The organism is Variovorax paradoxus (assembly GCF_009498455.1).
Lineage (GTDB): Bacteria > Pseudomonadota > Gammaproteobacteria > Burkholderiales > Burkholderiaceae_C > Variovorax > Variovorax paradoxus_H.
Map to the genome: position 1 here is coordinate 5,417,055 of NZ_CP045644.1, position 17,993 is coordinate 5,435,047.

Here is a 17,993-nt window from a genome sequence, read left to right on the forward strand (position 1 = left end):
GACACCCCCAGGAGCTCCCCATGCCAACCGAAGCCCATCCCATCGGCGTCCTGCTGGTGGACGATCACCAGACCATGCTGTGGGGCCTGTCCCGGCTGATCGACGGCGAACAGCCGCGCATGAAGGTCGTCGCCACCGCCAGTTGCTGCGAAGAAGCCGTGGCGCACACGCAGAGCCTGGTGCCCGACGTCATCGTGCTCGACCTCGACCTGGACGGCCAGTGCGCCCTTGAGATCCTGCCGCAGCTGCTGTCGAACGAGGTGTCGCGCGTCGTCGTGCTGACCGGCGAACGCGAGCAGCGCACCCTGGACCTTGCGGTCCTGCGCGGCGCGCGCGGCGTGATGCGCAAGGACGCCTCGGCCGAGCAGGTGCTCGATGCGATCGAACGCGTGCACCGCGGCGAACTCTGCGTCGATGCCCAGACCATGGGCCGCGTCCTCTCGGAACTCACCGCGGTGAAGAAACCGCCCAAGGCCGACCCCGAGTCCACGAAGCAGGCCAGCCTGACCCAGAAGGAGCGCGACATCGTCCGCACCGTGGTGCGCGGCAGCGGCGCCTCCAACAAGACCCTGGCCGGACAGGCCTTCGTCACCGAACACACGCTGCGCAACCATCTCACGTCGATCTACCAGAAGCTCGGCGTTGGAAACCGGCTCGAGCTGTACATCTACGCGGTCAAGCACCACCTCGACGCCGTGGCGCACTGACACGCGCCCGGCTTTTTCGTCTTTCAGCCCGCGCTCGAAGCGACCCGCATCCGTCGCTCACGCCAACCGGGGGCAGCACATGGTTGATCACAGGCTCATCAGCTCCGGCGACAAGACCTCCGCCGGGGTTTGCGCGCCCGCCGCGAGGCTGTGGCCCGACTTCCTGGTCGGCCAGGAAAATTCGCCGGTGCGCGTGCTGCTCATCGACGACGACGAGTACATGCGCCGCGTGATCGCCCAGGAGCTGCTGTCGGACCTGCGCATCCAGCTCGAAGGCCAGGCCGACAGCGTGCGCGAGGGACGCCGGATGCTGGCCACGCACACCTTCGACGTGCTGATGCTCGAACTGCAACTCGGCGACGAGATGGGCTTCGAGCTGATCACCGAGGCACGCCGGCTGCATCGCAACAGCGAGGTCATCGTGATCTCCTCGCTCGAGGACGATGCCCACGTGCTGCGTGCCTTCGAGCTGGGCGCCATGGGGTACCTGCTGAAGAACGCCTGGCTGCAGAGCTTCGCCGATGCGGTGCTGCACGTGGTGAACGGCGGCGCCGCCATCACGCCACGGCTCACGCGGCGCCTGCTGCACCGCCTGGACTACCGCTCCCGCGAGTCGTTTGCGGACGACGCACCACCACCACCAAGAGCGCCGTCGCACGACATGACGCTCACGCCGCGCGAGTGCGAGGTCCTGCGTTGCGTGGCCTCGGGCTACGTCTCCGCGGAGATCGGCGCCAGGCTCGGCATCACCGGCCAGACGGTCAACGTGCACATCAAGAGCATCTACAAGAAGCTGCACGTGCATTCGCGCGCCCAGGCGGTGAGCTTCGCCGTCCACATCGGCCTGATCTGAGTGCGGAACCCAGGGCCTACGGCAGCTTCGCAATCACCTTGATCTCGAACTGGAAGCCATAGAGCCACGTCACGCCGATGCCGGTCAGCGTCGGGTGCGGCGCGTCGCCCCAGTACTCGGGCACGATCTTCCAGATGGTTTCGAAGTTCGATGCCGGATCGACGATGAAGACCGTCACGTCGACCACGTCGTCGAAGGTGCAGCCCGCCGCTTTCAGGATGGCGTTCAGGTTGTCGAACGCGCGCCGCACCTGCGCCTCCAGTTCGGGTTCCGGCGAACCGTCTTCGCGGCTGCCGACCTGCCCCGACACGAACAGAAAACCGTTGGAGCGAACCGCCGGCGAATACCGGTTGCGTTCATAGAGCGCCTGGCGCCCGGGGGGAAAAACGACGTCGCGTGAGGCCATGGCTGCTTTCTTTCTGCGGTAAGTGATGACGATGCAGGGACTTTAGAAAGCCATTCGCCATCGATCAACGGGCAAAGCCAACAATCACTGTTTGCAGATCCCAAACAATCACGGCAACCGCCCCGCAGGAGCCCATCCATGGACCGTTTCGACGCAATGCAGGCCTTCACCCGCGTGGTGGAAGCCGGCAGCTTCACCAAGGCCGCCGACACACTGCACATGAGCAAGACCACCGTGACGCAACTGGTGCAGCAGCTCGAGGCCAGGCTGCGGGTGAAGTTGCTGAACCGCACCACGCGCAAGGTGAACGTCACGGCCGATGGCGCGGCGTACTACGAACGCGCGGTGCGGCTGCTGTCCGACCTGGACGACGCCGAGACCAGCCTGTCGAGCGCGTCCGCCCTGCCCCGGGGCCGCCTGCGCGTCGACGTGCCCAGCCCGCTGGCCCGCACGATCCTCGTGCCCGCGCTGCCGGCCTTTCATGCGCGCTACCCCGACATCCAGCTCGACATGGGCGTGAGCGACCGCATGGTCGATGTGATCGGCGAGAACGTCGATTGCGTCGTGCGCGGCGGCGAACTCACCGATCCGTCGCTCATGGCGCGCCGCGTGGGCGACCTGCGGCTCGGGGTCTATGCGGCGCCGGGCTACCTCGAATCGGCCGGCATGCCCGTGCACCCGCGCGCGCTGGAAGACACGCACCACCGCATCGTCGGTTTCGTCTGGTCGCGCAACGGCAAGACCTTTCCGTACGCGATGCGCCGGGGCGGCGAACACATCGACGTGCAGGGCCGCTACGTGCTCTCGGTCGACGACGGCAACGCGTACCTTGCAGCCGGGCTCGCGGGCCTGGGCATCCTCTGGCTGCCGGACTACATGGCTGCGCCGCACCGGGCGCGCGGCGAACTGGTGCCCTTGTTCGAAGACTGGCAGCTCGACCCGATGCCGCTGTACGTGGCCTTCGCGCCGAACCGGCACGTGAGCGCCAAGCTGCGCGCCTTCATCGAGTGGGTCGCCGGGCTGATGGCGCAGCATGCGCCGGTCATCGGTCGCCCCGGCGCACCCTCCTCCTGAACCGCCCTGCTCTGCCGAGGCGCTTTCAGCCAGCCACCTTGCGCCAGGCCTCGTACAAGTCTTCGTCGCTCTCGTCGCGCACCGGCATCGAATGCAGCTTCATCTCGCGCTGTTCCGGCGGCCGCGCAATCTCGATGTAGCCGCGCTCGGCCGACAGGTCGAAAGGCTCGCCGTCCTCGTTCGAGTAGGCGTAGAAAACTTCCTTCACGCCCGCCAGGTACATCGCTGTCAGGCACATCGAGCAGGGGTAGCCGCTGGCGTACACGGTGCAGCCCGACAGGTCGGTGCTCTTCAGTGCCTTCGCTGCGGCGCGCACGGCCTGCATCTCGGCATGCGCGGAGGGGTCGCACAGGGCGTCCACCTCGTTGACGGCGGTGGCGATCACCTTCCCGTCGCGCGCGATCACCGCGCCGAAAGGCCAGGTCTTGCGCTCGCGGATGTTGCCCATGGCGAGGCGGATGGAGTCGAGCAGGTACGCGCCTGCGTTCGGGTCATGGGGTGTGGTCATTCAGAAAAAGCTCCCGCGGTCAGCTGCCGCGATAGGTGGAAAAAAACCAGGGCGCGCACAGCATCGGCACGTGGTAGTGCTGCGTGGCGTCGGCGATGGCGAAGCGCACGGGCACCACGTCCGACAGCGCATCGTCCGCCTTGAAGTGGTCCCCGACGTGGAACTGCAGTTCAAACTGCCCGGCGCGCGCCGCGGCCCCGGGGAGCATGGGCGCGTCGGTGCGGCCGTCGGCGTTGGTGCGCGTGCTGTTCAGGCGCGTCGGCGGCGTGGTCGCCACGTCGTAGAGGTCGACCTTCATCCCGACGAGCGGGCGGCCGGTGGTGATGTCGAGCACATGGGTCGTGATGCCGGTCATGAGAAGAAAACTCCTTGCAGGCGATGGGGTACGAACGGCGCTGCGTCAGCTGCCGCGCGAGTAGGTGTAGCTCCACGGGCCGAACTGGATCGGCAGGTGGATGCGCTCGGCCGCGTTGGCGACGCGGATGCGCACCGGCAGCTTCGACAGGAACGGCGGCGTGGGCAGCCGCGATTGCTTGCGCGCGAAGTACTCGTCGACGTGCAGCAGCAACTCGTAGTCGCCGGTGCGGTAGCTGTCGCCGATGAGCAGTGGCTCGTCGGAGCGCCCGTTGCCGTTCATGGTCACGGTGCGCAGCAGCTTGAAGCTGTCGCCCTCGCGCACCGAGAAATCGATGCGCAGTCCGGTCGCCGCGCTGCCGTGGAAGGTGTCGAGCGCATGCACGGTCAGGCGCGGGCTCACGCCGTGCAGCACGATCGGACCGCTGGCCTGGGCCGGGCCGGCGGGTGCGGCCGTTTGCGCAACAGCGCCGTGGGGTGCCAGGGCGGCGGCGCCGAGCGCGAGGCCCGACAGCGCGAAGCGACGACGCGCCGCAAGGGAGATGACGTTCTCAGGCATGGACCGCTCCTTGAGGCATCGAAGAACCCAGCAGCGTGTCGATGCGCCCGCGGGTGATCAAACCGATCTGCGCCAGCGCCGCGCGGCGCTCGGCTTCGGTCGACTCCGCGGCGCGGCTGCGCATCGCCTCGAAGATCTGGCCCTTGGTGCTGCGCCGCACCGCGATGATGAAAGGAAAGCCGTGCCGCTCGCGATACACACGGTTCAGCCGCTGGATCTCGGCCATCTCTTCGCGGCTCAGTGCGTTCAGGCCCGCGCTGCCCTGCTCGCCGACCGACTCGGCGGTCATCGTGCCGTCCTGGGCTTCGCGGCCCGCCAGTTCGGGGTGGCCGCACAGGAAGGCGAGTTGCTGGGCGTCGGGGGCGCGGCGCACCACGTCGAGCATGGCATCGTGCAAGGCGTCGATGCTGGCGAAGGGCCGCAGCGACCAGGCCGTGCGTGCGACCCAGGGCGAATTCTCGAAAGTCGGCCCGAGCGCGGCGACGAACGCGTCGCAGTCCATGGCGTTGAGCGCCTGGAGGTCCAGGCGATAGGCGTGGGAAGGCATGGAGAGCATCTCCTTGTTTCAGACAGAGGGTTGAGCGAGGGAGCGCTGATCAGCGCGCGGGCGTCTTCGTCTTCTGCAGACGCGGCACGAACAGCAGGATCAGCACGGCGGCGCAGACTTCCACCGCCGCGACCACGTACAGCCCCGGTGCAAGGCTGCCGGTGGCGGTCTTGATGAGGCCCAGCATCCACGGCGCGCCGAAGCCCGCGAGGTTGGCGATCGAGTTGATCAGCGCCACGCCGCCGGCGGCAGCGGTGCCGGCCAGGAAGCGGTTGGGCATCTGCCAGAACACGGGGATCGCGCTCATGGTGCCGACGATGGCCAGCGTCAGGCCGGCCAGCACGAGGCCCGGGCTCTGGCGCAGGAACAGCGCAACCACCAGCAACGCACCCGAACCGAGCGCCGCGGCCAGCGCGCAGTGGTAGCGCGACTCCTGGTGGCGGTCGGAGTGGAAGCCGTTCCAGATCATCCCGGCCGCGCCGCACAGGTAGGCGCCGGCCATGATCCAGCCGACGGTCAGCGGGTTGGTGAAGCCGATTTCTTTGACGAGCGTCGGGCCGTAGAAGGTGAGCGACGAATTGGCCGCGATGATGCAGAAGAAGATCAGGATCAACAGCCAGAACTTGCCGTTCTTCAGCGAGGCCAGCATGCTGTGCTCGCGATGGCCCAGCGCCTTGCGGTCGCGCTCCAGGTCGTCGTGCACCAGTTGGCGTTCACGCGCCGTGAGCCAGTGGGCCTGCTCGGGCCGGTCGGTCAGGTAGAAGTAGGTGGCGATGCCCGCCAGCACCGAGGGAATGCCCTCGAGCAACAGCACCCACTGCCAGCCGGCCCAGCCGTTCACACCGTGCATGTTGTTCATGATGAAGCCGGCCAGCGGCCCGCCGATCACGCCCGCGAAAGCCGAGGCCGACATGAACATGCCGAAGGCCTTGGCGCGCCGGCTGTCCGGGAACCAGTAGGTCAGGTACAGGATGATGCCGGGATAGAAGCCCGCCTCGAACACGCCCAGCAGAAAGCGCAGCAGGTAGAACGCCTCGGTGCTCTTCACGAACATCGTGGCGATCGAGGTCAGGCCCCAGCCGATGGTGATGCGCATGATCGTCTTCTTGGCACCGATCTTCTGCAGCAGCAGGTTGCTCGGCACCTCGAAGAAGAAGTAGCCCAGGAAGAAGATGCCCGCGCCCAGCCCGTACGCTGCCTCGCTCCATTTCAGGTCGTCGAGCATCGTCAGCTTGATGAAGCCGATGTTGACCCGGTCGATCCAGGCCAGCACCCAGAGCAGCATCAAGAAGGGAATCAGGCGAAAGATGATCTTGCGGTAGATGCCGTCCAGTTCCGCCGTGGCGGTGTGTTCCCGGATCGGCGCCAGCGTGGCGTCCATGCTCATGGTTGTCTCCATTTTGGGTGTGGACGGGATGCGCCGCCTGGGGCCTTCTGTGAGCCCGCTTGCCGCTGCCATTCCCGTGGGTGGCGAACTGTAGGCAGATATCGCCGCGCCGGATCACGCTCTCTAGAATGTGCGACATAACGGTTTGCCATGTGGGGCCTGCCGCCGGCACCGCCCCCAGAGGCCATTTCTCTTCGCCATGTCACGCTCCCACGCCCCGATCGACACCTACCTGCTGCGCGTGCTGGTCGCCCTGGTGGCCGAACGCAGCGTCTCCCGCGTGGCGGTGCGCATGAACCAGAGCCAGCCCGCCATCAGCACCGCGCTGCGCCGGCTGCGCGAGGTGTTCGCCGACCCCATCCTCGTGCGCGAGCGCAGCGGCATGGTGCCGACCGAGCGGGCGCTGCAGCTGCGCGACCGCGCACGCGGCGCGCTGCTCGAAATCGACCGCATGCTTTCGGGCCCCGAGCAGTTCGAGCCCGCTTCCAGCGCGATGACTTTCCACCTCGCGCTGCCCGACTACCTGGCGATGAGCTTCCTGGCCGACGTGACCACGCGGTTCCGCGCCGAGGCACCGCACGCACGGCTCGTGGTGCACCCGCTGAGCGTCACCTACGACTACGAGCGTGCGCTGGCGCAGGGCGAGCTCGACATCGTCATCGGCAACTGGCCGCAGCCGCCCGACCGCCTGCACCTGTCGCTGCTGCTCGAAGACGACCTCATGTGCCTCATGGGCAGGAACAACCCGCTCGCCGCCAAGGGCGCGATGACGATGGAGCGCTACATCGCGGCGCGCCACGTGGTGCCCACGCCGTACGCGGCGTCGCAGCGCGGCGTGGTCGAAACGCACCTGGCCACGCTGCGCCAGACGCGCGAAGCCTGCATTGCCGTGCCCTACTTCACCGTGGCGCCGCACCTGCTGGTGGGCACCGACCTGGTGTTCACCACCGCGCGCCACTTCGCGATGCAGTTCGTGGACACGTTGCCGCTGGTGGCCGTGCCCGCACCGCAGGGCTTTCCGCGCATGCGCTTCTACCAGCTGTGGCACGACCGCTCGCAGCACGAGCCGGCGCACCGCTGGCTGCGCGGCATCCTGGCGGCGGTGGCGTCGGGGTTGGCGCGGCCCGATGCCGCACCCGCGGACGCACGGGCCGCCTAGGCTCTTTTCTTGACGGGCCGCTGCCCGCCCATCTGCGCTTCCATCAACCGGCGAAGAATCGCGAGCGCCGGCGCCTCGGTGCGCTGGCGCAGGGTGACGAGTCCGAAGCGCGCCGTGCCGTGCATCGGCGGCTCCATCCGCAGTTCGACCAGGTCGGGCGCCGACTCGTGCACCGCGAGCAGCACCGTGTCGCTCTGGCGCACCACGTCGGCGATGCTGGGCAGCTCCTCGCACTGCAGGGTCACGCAGTTGGCAGGATGCGCCTGCGGGCCGTAGGTCTCGACCAGGCCGCGCGCCACCTCGTCGCTCAGCGGCGTCGAGGCGATCGGGTAGCGCTGCACGGCGTCGAAACTCACGCCCTTGCGCAGCCGTGTGAGCGGATGGCCGCGGCGGCACAGGAAGGCGCCGCGCAGCTCGTACACGTGGGTCAGCGCCAGGTCGGGGGCGGGCTTGAGTGCGCGCGCATCGACCACCAGCGCATCCAGGCTGCGCTCGCGCAGCGCCTGCGCCAGCAGGTCGGTGCTGCCGCGCGCGATCTCCGTGCGCACCGCCGGATGGTGCTTGGCCATGTGCAGCAGGAAGGGCGTCATCAGCAGCGCACCCGGCCCGGAACCGAGGCCGATGCGCACCGTGCCGCCCTCGCCTTCGCGCATCTGCCGGCCGCGGTCGCGCAGCGCCTCGGCTTCCGACACCAGCAGCCGCGCGCGCTCCAGCACCTCGCGCCCGAAGGCCGTGAGCTCGTTGCGCCGGCCGATGCGGTCGAACAGCGGCATGCCCAGCTCGTCCTCGAGCGCGCGCACGCTGCGGCTGAGCGCGGGCTGCGTCAGGTGCAGGGCTTGCGCCGATTTGCTGAAGGAGCCCGTGTGGGCCAGCGAAATCAGGTGCCTCAGTTGAACCAGCGTCATGGCGGGAGCCTCGTTTTCATGAATGCATTGGACTCATGCTAATGCAGACAACAATGCATTGGACGTTCGTTCTTGTCACTCCTAGCATTCCCCTGCATCCGGCCCCACGAGCCGGCACCACCCCAGGAGACATGACTTGATGACGACTTCGTTCTTCCGATCCGCGCTCGGCCTCGCCTGCGGGCTGATGCTGGCCGCGGGCCCTGCCAGCGCCGACAGCTTTCCCACCAAGCCCGTGAACCTGATGGTTCCCTACCCGGCCGGCGGCCCCTCGGACGCCACCGCGCGCATCTTCACCGTGCCGCTGGGCAAGGCGCTGGGCCAGCAGGTGATCGTGGAGAACCTGGGCGGCGTGAGCGGCGCCATGGCCGCGCAGAAGGTGCTGGCCGCGCCCGCCGATGGCTACTACATCTTCCAGGGCTCGCCCAACGAGATCATCCTGTCGCCGCTGGCCAATGCGGCCGTCAAGCTCAAGGCCGAAGACTTCCGCATGGTCCATCCGGTTGCCGAGGCCGTGATGGTCTTCGTCGCCCGCAAGGACCTGCCGGCCAACAGCGTCGACGAGCTCATCGCGCTGGCGCGCAAGTCGGCCGACAAGCCGCTGTCGTACGGCAGCGTGGGCATCGGCTCGCTCTACCACCTGATCCTCGAGAAGGTGCAGCTGGACACCGGCGTGAAGCTCATGCACGCGCCCTACAAGGGCAACGCGCCGCTGCTGCAGGACATCGGCGGCGGGCAGGTCGACTTTGCCGTGCTGGTCTACAGCGCCGCCATGGGCGCGCTGGCTGAACAGGGCCGGCTGAAGATCCTCGGCCAGCTCGGCGGACAACGCTCTGAACTGCTGAAGAACGTGCCCACGGCCAGCGAAGGCAAGGAGCTGAAGAACGTCAACTACAAGACCTGGAGCGGCTTCTTCGTGCGCAAGAACACGCCCGAGGACGTGGTGCAGAAGCTGCACCAGGCCATCGGCACGACGCTGAAGGAAACCAGCGTGCGCGAGCAGCTCGCCGCCCAGACGCAGCAGGCCTCGCCATCGACCACGCTGGCCGACTCCGCGAAGTTCTACGAGGCCGAAACCGCGCGCTACCGCGACATCGCCAAGTCCATCCGACTGGAACCCCAATGAGCACCACCACCGCCCTCCTGAACGACCTGCACGCCACCGCGGACACCTTCATCGGCATCCGCCGCGACATCCACCAGCACCCCGAACTCGGCTTCGACGAGCACCGCACCTCGGCGCTGGTGGCCGAGAAGCTCGAAGCCTGGGGCTACACCGTCGAGCGCCACATCGGCGGCACCGGCGTGGTGGGCCGGCTGGTGCGCGGCAACGGCACGCGTCGCCTCGGCCTGCGCGCCGACATGGACGCCCTGCCCATCGACGAGGCCACGGGCCTGGCCTACGCCAGCGCACACACCGGCGTGATGCACGCCTGCGGCCACGACGGCCACACGGCGATGCTGCTGGCAGCGGCGCAACACCTGGCCGAACGCGGGCGCTTCGACGGCACGCTGAACCTGATCTTCCAGCCCGCCGAAGAAGGCGGTGGCGGCGCGGTGCGCATGATCGACGACGGCCTGTTCGAGCGCTACCCCTGCGACGCCATCTTCGCGATGCACAACATGCCCGGCCTGGCGCAGGGCCGGCTGGCGATGCGCGAAGGCCCGGCCATGGCCTCGTCCGACTACGCCACGATCACGCTGACCGGTGTGGGGGGCCACGGCGCCATGCCGCACCGCGCGGCCGACCCGGTCGTGGCTGCGGCCAGCACCGTGATGGCGCTGCAGAGCGTGGTCTCGCGCAACATCGACCCGCTGCAGATGGCCGTGGTGACGGTGGGCGCGATCCACGCGGGCAAGGCCAACAACGTGATCCCGCAGAGCGCCGTGCTCGAACTCAGCGTGCGCGCCCTCGACCGCGACGTGCGCAAGACCATCGAAACCCGCGTCAAGGCGCTCGTGGCCGCGCAGGCCGAAAGCTTCGGCGTGCAGGCGCAGATCGACTGGCGGCCCGGCTATGCCGTGCTGGTCAACACGCCCGAAGAAACCGCCTTTGCGCGCACCGTGGCCGAAGAACTCGTGGGCACGGCGCAGGTCACCTGGCAGACACCGCCGCTGTCGGGCAGCGAAGACTTCGCCTTCATGCTGGAGCGCGTGCCCGGCTGCTACCTGCTCATCGGCAATGGCGAGGGCGACGCGCACGGTGCCTGCATGGTCCACAACCCCGGCTACGACTTCAACGACAGCAATGTCGCGGTGGGCGGCGCCTACTGGGTGCTGCTGACCGAGCGCTTCCTGGGCGTGGCAGGCTGATCGTTCAAAAAGACTGCCGCGCGCGCCATTCGCGCGGCGACACGCCCACCTTCTGCGCGAACAGGCGCGACAGCGCCGACGCATTCGCGTAGCCGAGGCGATCGGCAATCGTCTTGACCGACGCGCCCGTGCGCAGCTCGGCCTGCGCAATCGTCAGGCGCCACTGCGCGAGGTAGTCCGCGGGCGTGGCGCCCACCACCGACTTGAAGCGCGCCGCGAACGCACTGCGCGACATGCCCCCTTCCGCGGCCATCTGTTCGAGCGGCCACGGCTCGCCCGGCCGCTCGTGCAGCGCGACCAGCACGCGCGCCAGCTGCGGGTCGCCCAGGCCCGTCAGCAAACCCGCGGGCACGCCGCTCTCCTGCGGATGGTCGAGCAGCCAGCGCAGCAACTGGATCAGCACCACTTCGAACAACCGGTCGGCCAGCAGCCGGTGCCCGCACAGCACGCGCCCGGTTTCCGCGAACAGCAGCGCCAGCGACGCTTCGAGGCCATCGACCGCATGCAGCGGCAGTTGCACCAGCGGCGGCAAGGCGCGCACCAGCGGGTGCGCCTCGCCGCCGTCGAAGTCGACCGTGGCGCAGACGAAATCCGAGCCTTCCGTGGGCGCGTTGTGGAAGTCGTGCGCCAGCGGACGTGGATAGAACAGCAGGCTGGGTTCCTTCACGACCAGCTTGCGCGGCACGCCGGCCGAGCGCACCGACGGCGCCGAGTGCGTGACCACCATCTCGCCGCGCCGCATCACATGCAGGAAGCTGCGCCCCTCCTTCGCCGCGAAGTGCGTCACGCCGCACAGCGGCCCCGTGTGGAACAGATGGGCCCGGACGCGGAAGCGCTCGAGCAGGGACGAGAGCCTGTCGATGGGCGGAGGAGTCTGTGTCGGCATTGGACGAAAAGGTATGTTGAATGGATGAAAGCATTCAAATCATACGGATTTCGGGAAGACACTGCGTCCATCGTTCTCACTGTCATCACCGAAAGGAAGTCTTCATGCCCCGCATCAACCTCGTCTCCGACACCGCCGCCACCGGCGACGCCCAAGCCCTGCTCTCCCAGATCCACGGCGCCTTCGGCGCGACGCCCAACATGTTCCGCGCCGTCGCCAACTCGCCTGCAGCGCTGCGCAGCCTGTGGGGATCGTTCGGCGCGCTCGGCGGCGGCGTCATTCCGGCGCAGCTCCGCGAGCAGATCGCCGTGGCGGTGGCCGACCGCAACGCCTGCCACTACTGCTTGGCTGCGCACACCGCGCTGGGCCGCAAGGCGGGCGTGTCGGCCGCCGACATGGCGGCCGCGCAGGCCGGCGAATCGGCCGACCCGCGCACGGCGGCGGCGCTGCGCTTTGCACTCAAGCTCGTCGATGCACGCGGACAGATCGACGACGCCGACGTGCAGGCCTTGCGCGCCGTGGGCTTCGACGACCAACACATCGTCGAGATCCTCGCCCACGTCGCCCTGAACCTGTTCACCAACTACGTGAACGTGGCCTTCCAGGTGCCGGTCGATTTCCCGCAGGTGAAGCTGCGCACCGAGGTCGCCTGACATGGCCTGGCCGCACCCCGAGGCGCCCGAGCTGCAGGTTTCGCAGTGGCTCAACACCGACACGCCCGTCACGCTCGCGTCGCTGCGGGGCCGGGTCGTGGTGCTGCACGCGTTCCAGATGCTCTGCCCGACCTGCGTGTCGCACGGCCTGCCGCAGGCGAAGAAGACGCGGCAGCTGTTCGCGGAAAAAGACGTCGCGGTGATCGGCCTGCACTCGGTGTTCGAGCACCACGACGTCATGACGCCTGCTGCGCTCGACGCCTTCGTGCGCGAGTACCGCCTGGGCTTCCCGATCGGCATCGACCGGCCCTCGCCTACCGGCATCATCCCCGCCACGATGCGCGACTACCAGTGGCAGGGCACGCCGAGCACGGTGCTGATCGACCGGCGGGGCCGTCTGCGCATGAGCCATTTCGGGGTGATCGACGACATGGCGCTGGGTGCCGCCATCGGGCAGCTCGCGGCTGAAGATGTACCCACGCATCTCATCGCGCAACCGGCGGACGGTGCGCCGCCAGATGGCGCGTGCAACGACAACGGCTGCCCCGCATGACCTCACAGACCACCCTGCCCATCGACGCGCTGCTGGTCGGCCCCGTGGCCCTGCTGCCCGCCGGCCGTTCACGCAGCGGCATCCGCAAGACGGCCACGTCCGATGCGCTGTGGCTGTCACCCACGGGCCTGCAGGGCGACGCACAGGCCGACCTGCGCGTCCATGGCGTGTCGAGAAGGCCGTGCACCACTACCCGCGCGAGCACTACGCGGGCTGGGCTTCTGCGAGCCACCCAAGCGAGTTGCTGACGCACGCAGGCGCCTTCGGCGAGAACATCTCGACCACCGGCTGGGACGAATCGACCGTGTGCATCGGCGACGTGATCCAGCTCGGCGATGCGCTCGTGCAGGTGTCGCAAGGCCGACAACCCTGCTGGAAGCTCGACGCGCACTTCGGCGTGCCCGGCATGGCGCGCGAGATGCAGGCGCGCGGCTGCACGGGCTGGTACTACCGCGTGCTCGAACCCGGCTGGGTGCGGGCCGGCGCGATGGCGACGCGCGTGGAGCGGCCGCATCCTGAGTGGCCGCTGTCGCGCCTCATCGCGCTGCTGTTCTCGCGCGACGCGCGCTTCGTGCCCGAATGGCAACAGGCCGCCGCCCTGCCCGCGCTGGCCGAACGCTGGCGCGCCACGTTCCGCAAGCGGGTGGATGCGGGGCGCGTCGAAGACTGGGAGCCGCGCCTGCGCGCGCCCGCATCCGATACCTGAGCGCCCTCAGTCGTCCAGGGTTTCCACGCGCAATGCAACGACCGGGCCTGCGACGACCGGGCTCGCCTGCAACGCATGCAGCGCGAGATCGACCGCGCCCTGCACCGCCGATTCGGTGATCACCAGCACCTGTGGCGCCGCATCGGCCGGCCCGTTCGCCAGCACCAGCTGCCGCACCGGCAGCCGCTGCGCGGCCAGCAGCTCGGCCACGGCCGCGATGTCGGTCGCCGCCTGCACCGGCACGCGCAGGTAGTGCGCGCTGCGCACCGCCGCGCGCGGCAGCACCGGCAGTTCGCGCACCGCATGCGCGTGGAAACCGGTGTGCGGCACGTGCTGGCCGGCGTGGGTGCCGTCCAGGCGCGCCACATCGACGAGGTCGGCGATCACGGCTGAGGCGGTCTGCTCCGAGCCGGCGCCCGCGCCGTAGTACATCGTGATGCCCGCCGCGTCGGCCTTGACCATGATGCCGTTCATCGAGCCGTTGACCTGCGCCAGCAGGTGCGTCGCGGGCACCAGCGCGGGCTGCACGCGCAGCTCCACACCGTCTTCCCGGCGGCGTGCCACGCCCAGCAGCTTGACGCGAAAGCCCAGTTGCTCGGCGCAGGCCACGTCGAGGCGCTGCAGCGCGGTGATGCCTTCGATTTGCGCATCGGCAAAGCGCACCGGCATGCCGAAGGCATTGGCGGCCAGCAGCGCGGTCTTGTGGGCGGCGTCGACGCCCTCGATGTCGAAGGCTGGATCGGCCTCGGCATAGCCCAGCGCCTGGGCCTGCGCGAGTGCGTCGGCAAAGTCCAGGCCCTCGTCGCGCATCTTGCTCAGGATGAAGTTGGTGGTGCCGTTGACGATGCCCGCCACCCATTCGATGCGGTTGGCCGTGAGGCCCTCGCGCAGCGCTTTCACGATGGGGATGCTCACCGCCACCGCGCCTTCGTACATCACGGCCACGCCGTGCGCGCTGGCGGCGGCAAAGATCTCGGTGCCGTGCACGGCCAGCAGCGCCTTGTTGGCCGTGACCACGTGCTTGCCGTGCGCAATGGCCGCCAGCACCCAGTCGCGCGCCGGGCCGGTGCCACCGGCCACCTCGACGACCACATCGACATCGGGATCGGTCGCGACCTGCATCGGGTCGGCCGTGAGCGCGACGCCCTCGCCCACGATGCCCTGGGCGCGCGCCAGGTTGCGCGCCGCCACCACCGTCACCTCGATGCCGCGACCGGCGCGGGCGGCAATGAGGTCCTGGTTGCGGGCCAGCACGCGGAAGGTGCCCGAGCCCACGGTGCCGATGCCGATCATGCCGACGCGCAAGGGGCGAATGGCCGCGCCGTGGCTGGGCTGGGGCAGGAAGGACGAGACGGGATCGCGGTACATGGGCTTCTCCAAACGACGAACGAACAGGACAAAAACAAAAAAACCCAGCTGCCAGCTGGGTTTCGTTCATTCGGGAGAAGAGACACCAGGTGGCTGCCGGAGCGGCCACCTGCGCGAGCTAGGGGGCCGCGGCGGTCATGGTGGTAATCATTCGTGCATTCACGGCGTCGCTCGTTCGCACGCAAGCGGCGAACGGCATCGTGCGGCCAAAAACGGCGGCGCTGGATGCTGCAACAGGGGAAAGTGAAAGGCACGACATGAGCCGGCGAGTGTACACGCGGTGCTTGCGGCAGGCCCCGATACGGGCAAACTAGGGCATGGACAAGCATTTCCTGACCCCCCTGTTCGCCCCCACGTCGATCGCGGCCTTCGTCGGCGAGCCCAGCGATCCGGGCGGCCAGACCGCCCTGGGCCGCACGCTGCGCGAAGCCTTCCGCGCCGACCGTTTCGACGGCACGCTGCGCTTCATCGACATCCGCACGCAGGGCACGCTCGAAGAGCTGGCGCAGACGCATGCCGACCTGGCGCTGATCGCACTCGCACCGCGCGACGTGGCCGCCGCCCTCGAAATCGCAGGCCGCATCGGCTGCAAGGCCGCGGTGGTCATCTCCACCGGCATCGCCGCCGACCAGGCCGCGCAGTGGCGCAAGATCGCGCGCCGCGAAGGCGTGCACCTGCTGGGCCCGAACTCACTGGGCTTTCAGCGCCCGCCGCTGCACCTGAACGCCAGCGTGGCCGGCCCGCTCGCGCGCACCGGGCCGCTGGCATTGGTATCGCAATCGGGTGCGCTCACGGCATCGATGCTCGACTGGGCGCGGCAGAACGGCGTGGGCTTTTCGAGCGTGGTCTCGCTCGGGCCGCACACCTCGGTCGACATCCCGCAGGTGCTCGACTTCCTGGCCAACGACGCCGCCACGCACAGCATCATCGTGTACCTCGAAGGCATTGCCGACGCGCGCCGCTTCATGAGCGCGCTGCGCTCGGCCTCGCATGCCAAGCCGGTCGTGGTGCTCAAGGCGGGCCGCAAGCCGGCCGGCAACGAGGCCGCACAGACGCACAGTGCCGCCATCGTGGGCAGCGACGACGTGTTCGACGCCGCCTTGCGCCGCGCGGGCGCGGTGCGGGTGCGCTCCTTCGTCGAGCTGTTCTCGGCCGCCAAGTGCCTGGCCTCGCGCTACCGGCCCGTGGGCAAGCGGCTGGCCGTGGTCACCAACGGCGGCGGCCCCGGCGTGCTCGCGGCCGACTGGATCAACGAGATCGGGCTCGACCTGGGACGCCTCTCCGCGCCCGCGCAGAAGCTGCTGCAGCCCTCGCTGCCCGCATTGGCCTCGCTCACCGACCTCATCGACCTGTCGGAAGACGCCACGCCCGCGCACTTCCGCGCGGCCATCGACACCGCGTCGGCCGACAGCCAGATCGACGGCGTGCTCGCCATCTTCTCGCCCAAGGCCGGCGTCGACGCGGCCGCCACGGCACGTGCGCTGGCCGACATTCCGCGCCCCATGCCCAAGCCGCTGCTGGCGTGCTGGATGGGCGATGCCTCGGTCGGCAACGCGCGGGCCGTGCTGGCCGAGGCCACCATCCCGAGCTTTCGCACGCCCGAGGCGGCCGTGGGCGCCTTCGGCAACATCGCGGCCTTCTATCAGAACCAGCAGCTGCTGCAGCAGACGCCGCCGCCGCTCTCGGCGCTGGCCAAGCCCGACATCGACGGCGCGCGCCTGCTCATCGAAAGCGTGCTGGCCGAGCGGCGCAAGGTGCTGACCGAGATGGAGTCGAAGTCGCTGCTGTCGTGCTTCCACATCCCGATCACGCGCACGCTGCTGGCGCGCAGCGCCAACGAGGCCATGATGATCGCCACGCAACTGGGCTTTCCGGTGGCGCTGAAGATCGACTCGCCCGACATCTCGCACAAGTCCGACGTCGAGGGCGTGGCGCTGAACGTGATGAACGGCACCAGCGCGCGCGACACCTACCTGGAGATGATGGAGCGCGTGGCGCAGCTCGCGCCCGACGCCCGCATCAACGGCGTGACCGTGCAGAAGATGGTGCGCGCGCGGCGCGGGCGCGAGATTTACGTCGGCCTCGTCACCGACCAGCCCTTCGGCCCGGTGATCGTCTTCGGCGCGGGCGGCACGATGATCGAGCTCATGAACGACCGCGCCATGGAGCTGCCGCCGCTCAACCAGTTCCTGGCGCGCCACCTCATCGAGCGCTCGCGCGTGGCCGAGACGCTGGGCGAATGGCGCGGCGCCAACGCGGTGAACATGGAAGCCCTCGAAGACGTGCTGCTGCGCGTGTCCGAAATGGTGTGCGAGCTGCCCGAGCTGCGCGAGATGGACATCAACCCCATCATCGTGGACGAGCACGGCGCGGTGTCGGTCGATGCGCGCATCGTGGTCGACAGCAGCACGCAGGCGGTGGCCGGGCTCGCGGGCAACGGCTACCAGCACCTGGCCATCATGCCGTACCCCGCGCGCTACCGGCGCGAATGGCCGCTGCCCGGTGGCGGCGCGTACGTCGTGCGGCCGGTGCACCCGAACGACGCGCAGATGCTGCAGGCGCTGGTGCAGGGCCTGTCGCCCGAGAGCCGCTGGTTCCGTTTTGTCTCGCGCTTCCATGAGCTGCCGCCGTCGATGCTGTCGCGCTTCACGCTCATCGACTACGACCGCGAGATGGCGCTGGTCGCCACCATCATGGAACGCAGCACCGCGCCCGACGGCACCGTGCTCGACACCGAGCGCATCGTGGGCGTGTCGCGCTACATCACCAACCCGGACCAGACCAGCTGCGAGTTCTCGCTCGTGGTGGCCGACGAGTTCAGCGGCAAGGGCATCGGCTCGCGCCTCATGGAAAGCATCATCGACGTGGCGCGCGACCGCGGCCTGTCCGAGATGGACGGGCTGGTGCTGGCCGGCAACCCCGACATGCTCAAGCTGGTGCGCCGGCTGGGCTTCACGGTGAAGTCCTTCCCCGAGGACCCGGACTTCAAGCTCGTGACCTACCCGCTGTAGCCCGGCGACAGCGGAATGGGCGGCCCCAACTCGACGAGAATCGG

At 68.9% G+C, this 17,993-nt stretch carries 20 protein-coding genes; 11 read left to right on the forward strand and 9 right to left on the reverse strand.

Translation table 11 applies throughout. From position 1 onward, the window contains the following. The first annotated feature begins 20 nt into the window (after window positions 1-20). Window positions 21-707, forward strand: a complete 687-nt coding sequence (locus GFK26_RS24965; protein WP_153284337.1) for a response regulator — start codon at window positions 21-23, stop codon at window positions 705-707. A 79-nt stretch (window positions 708-786) separates the two neighbouring features. After that, entirely contained in the window at window positions 787-1,560 is a 774-nt protein-coding gene (locus tag GFK26_RS24970) for a response regulator transcription factor (protein WP_153284338.1), read from the forward strand. A gap of 16 nt (window positions 1,561-1,576) precedes the next feature. On the opposite strand, the gene GFK26_RS24975 is transcribed toward GFK26_RS24970, so the two are convergent. Beyond that, window positions 1,577-1,966, reverse strand: a complete 390-nt coding sequence (locus tag GFK26_RS24975) for a RidA family protein (RefSeq protein ID WP_153284339.1) — start codon at window positions 1,964-1,966, stop codon at window positions 1,577-1,579. Between the two features lie 138 nt (window positions 1,967-2,104). Between GFK26_RS24975 and GFK26_RS24980 the strand changes: the two genes are divergently transcribed. Beyond that, window positions 2,105-3,040 carry a LysR family transcriptional regulator gene (locus GFK26_RS24980; protein ID WP_153284340.1) on the forward strand — a complete coding sequence of 312 codons (936 nt, stop codon included), beginning with the start codon at window positions 2,105-2,107 and terminating at the stop codon, window positions 3,038-3,040. A gap of 25 nt (window positions 3,041-3,065) precedes the next feature. On the opposite strand, the gene GFK26_RS24985 is transcribed toward GFK26_RS24980, so the two are convergent. From GFK26_RS24985 to GFK26_RS25005, 5 genes are read right to left on the reverse strand one after another with little or no spacing between them, the layout of a single operon-like run. Beyond that, window positions 3,066-3,548, reverse strand: coding sequence for a nucleoside deaminase (locus GFK26_RS24985; protein ID WP_153284341.1), 483 nt, complete (start codon window positions 3,546-3,548; stop codon window positions 3,066-3,068). A 19-nt stretch (window positions 3,549-3,567) separates the two neighbouring features. Next, window positions 3,568-3,903, reverse strand: a complete 336-nt coding sequence (uraH, locus tag GFK26_RS24990; protein ID WP_153284342.1) for a hydroxyisourate hydrolase — start codon at window positions 3,901-3,903, stop codon at window positions 3,568-3,570. A 45-nt stretch (window positions 3,904-3,948) separates the two neighbouring features. Beyond that, window positions 3,949-4,461 (reverse strand): hydroxyisourate hydrolase, encoded by a 513-nt coding sequence (locus tag GFK26_RS24995; protein ID WP_153284343.1) that lies wholly within the window; start codon window positions 4,459-4,461, stop codon window positions 3,949-3,951. After that, window positions 4,454-5,008, reverse strand: a complete 555-nt coding sequence (gene uraD, locus GFK26_RS25000) for a 2-oxo-4-hydroxy-4-carboxy-5-ureidoimidazoline decarboxylase (protein ID WP_153284344.1) — start codon at window positions 5,006-5,008, stop codon at window positions 4,454-4,456. The genes GFK26_RS24995 and uraD overlap by 8 nt, the downstream gene beginning before the upstream one ends. Window positions 5,009-5,057: 49 nt before the next feature. Next, the gene (locus tag GFK26_RS25005; protein WP_228122087.1) at window positions 5,058-6,389 is read right to left on the reverse strand and encodes an MFS transporter; all 1,332 of its coding nucleotides are present in this window, start codon (window positions 6,387-6,389) and stop codon (window positions 5,058-5,060) included. A 205-nt stretch (window positions 6,390-6,594) separates the two neighbouring features. Between GFK26_RS25005 and GFK26_RS25010 the strand changes: the two genes are divergently transcribed. Next, the gene (locus tag GFK26_RS25010) at window positions 6,595-7,554 is read left to right on the forward strand and encodes a LysR family transcriptional regulator (RefSeq protein WP_153284346.1); all 960 of its coding nucleotides are present in this window, start codon (window positions 6,595-6,597) and stop codon (window positions 7,552-7,554) included. On the opposite strand, the gene GFK26_RS25015 is transcribed toward GFK26_RS25010, so the two are convergent. Further along, a complete protein-coding gene (locus tag GFK26_RS25015; RefSeq protein WP_153284347.1) occupies window positions 7,551-8,459 on the reverse strand; it encodes a LysR family transcriptional regulator in 909 nt (302 codons plus the stop codon). The two genes, GFK26_RS25010 and GFK26_RS25015, sit on opposite strands and share 4 nt — an antisense overlap. 139 nt (window positions 8,460-8,598) lie before the next feature. On the opposite strand from GFK26_RS25015, the gene GFK26_RS25020 reads away from it, so the two are divergent. Together GFK26_RS25020 and GFK26_RS25025 are read left to right on the forward strand one after the other, a co-directional pair. Further along, the gene (locus tag GFK26_RS25020) at window positions 8,599-9,585 is read left to right on the forward strand and encodes a tripartite tricarboxylate transporter substrate binding protein (RefSeq protein ID WP_153286100.1); all 987 of its coding nucleotides are present in this window, start codon (window positions 8,599-8,601) and stop codon (window positions 9,583-9,585) included. Next, entirely contained in the window at window positions 9,582-10,772 is a 1,191-nt protein-coding gene (locus GFK26_RS25025) for a M20 aminoacylase family protein (RefSeq protein ID WP_153284348.1), read from the forward strand. The genes GFK26_RS25020 and GFK26_RS25025 overlap by 4 nt, the downstream gene beginning before the upstream one ends. A gap of 4 nt (window positions 10,773-10,776) precedes the next feature. Here GFK26_RS25025 and GFK26_RS25030 read toward each other — a convergent pair whose 3' ends face one another. Continuing rightward, the gene (locus GFK26_RS25030) at window positions 10,777-11,658 is read right to left on the reverse strand and encodes an AraC family transcriptional regulator (RefSeq protein ID WP_153284349.1); all 882 of its coding nucleotides are present in this window, start codon (window positions 11,656-11,658) and stop codon (window positions 10,777-10,779) included. A 104-nt stretch (window positions 11,659-11,762) separates the two neighbouring features. Between GFK26_RS25030 and GFK26_RS25035 the strand changes: the two genes are divergently transcribed. The 4 genes from GFK26_RS25035 to GFK26_RS25045 are packed head-to-tail and all read left to right on the forward strand — an operon-like array spanning window position 11,763 to window position 13,570. After that, on the forward strand, window positions 11,763-12,311 hold the full coding sequence (locus tag GFK26_RS25035; protein ID WP_153284350.1) for a carboxymuconolactone decarboxylase family protein: 549 nt from the start codon (window positions 11,763-11,765) through the stop codon (window positions 12,309-12,311). Window position 12,312: 1 nt separating this feature from the next. Beyond that, window positions 12,313-12,864 carry a redoxin family protein gene (locus GFK26_RS25040; RefSeq protein WP_153284351.1) on the forward strand — a complete coding sequence of 184 codons (552 nt, stop codon included), beginning with the start codon at window positions 12,313-12,315 and terminating at the stop codon, window positions 12,862-12,864. Beyond that, the gene (locus GFK26_RS34365) at window positions 12,861-13,112 is read left to right on the forward strand and encodes a hypothetical protein (RefSeq protein ID WP_228121776.1); all 252 of its coding nucleotides are present in this window, start codon (window positions 12,861-12,863) and stop codon (window positions 13,110-13,112) included. Before GFK26_RS25040 ends, GFK26_RS34365 begins: the two co-directional genes overlap by 4 nt. Next, a complete protein-coding gene (locus GFK26_RS25045; protein ID WP_228121777.1) occupies window positions 13,046-13,570 on the forward strand; it encodes an MOSC domain-containing protein in 525 nt (174 codons plus the stop codon). The genes GFK26_RS34365 and GFK26_RS25045 overlap by 67 nt, the downstream gene beginning before the upstream one ends. A gap of 6 nt (window positions 13,571-13,576) precedes the next feature. Here the strand turns inward: GFK26_RS25045 and GFK26_RS25050 are convergent, their stop codons facing one another. Beyond that, window positions 13,577-14,938 (reverse strand): homoserine dehydrogenase, encoded by a 1,362-nt coding sequence (locus GFK26_RS25050; RefSeq protein ID WP_153284352.1) that lies wholly within the window; start codon window positions 14,936-14,938, stop codon window positions 13,577-13,579. Between the two features lie 317 nt (window positions 14,939-15,255). Here GFK26_RS25050 and GFK26_RS25055 point away from each other — a divergent pair, with 317 nt between their 5' ends. Further along, the gene (locus GFK26_RS25055; protein ID WP_153284353.1) at window positions 15,256-17,949 is read left to right on the forward strand and encodes a bifunctional acetate--CoA ligase family protein/GNAT family N-acetyltransferase; all 2,694 of its coding nucleotides are present in this window, start codon (window positions 15,256-15,258) and stop codon (window positions 17,947-17,949) included. Window positions 17,950-17,993: the final 44 nt, after the last annotated feature.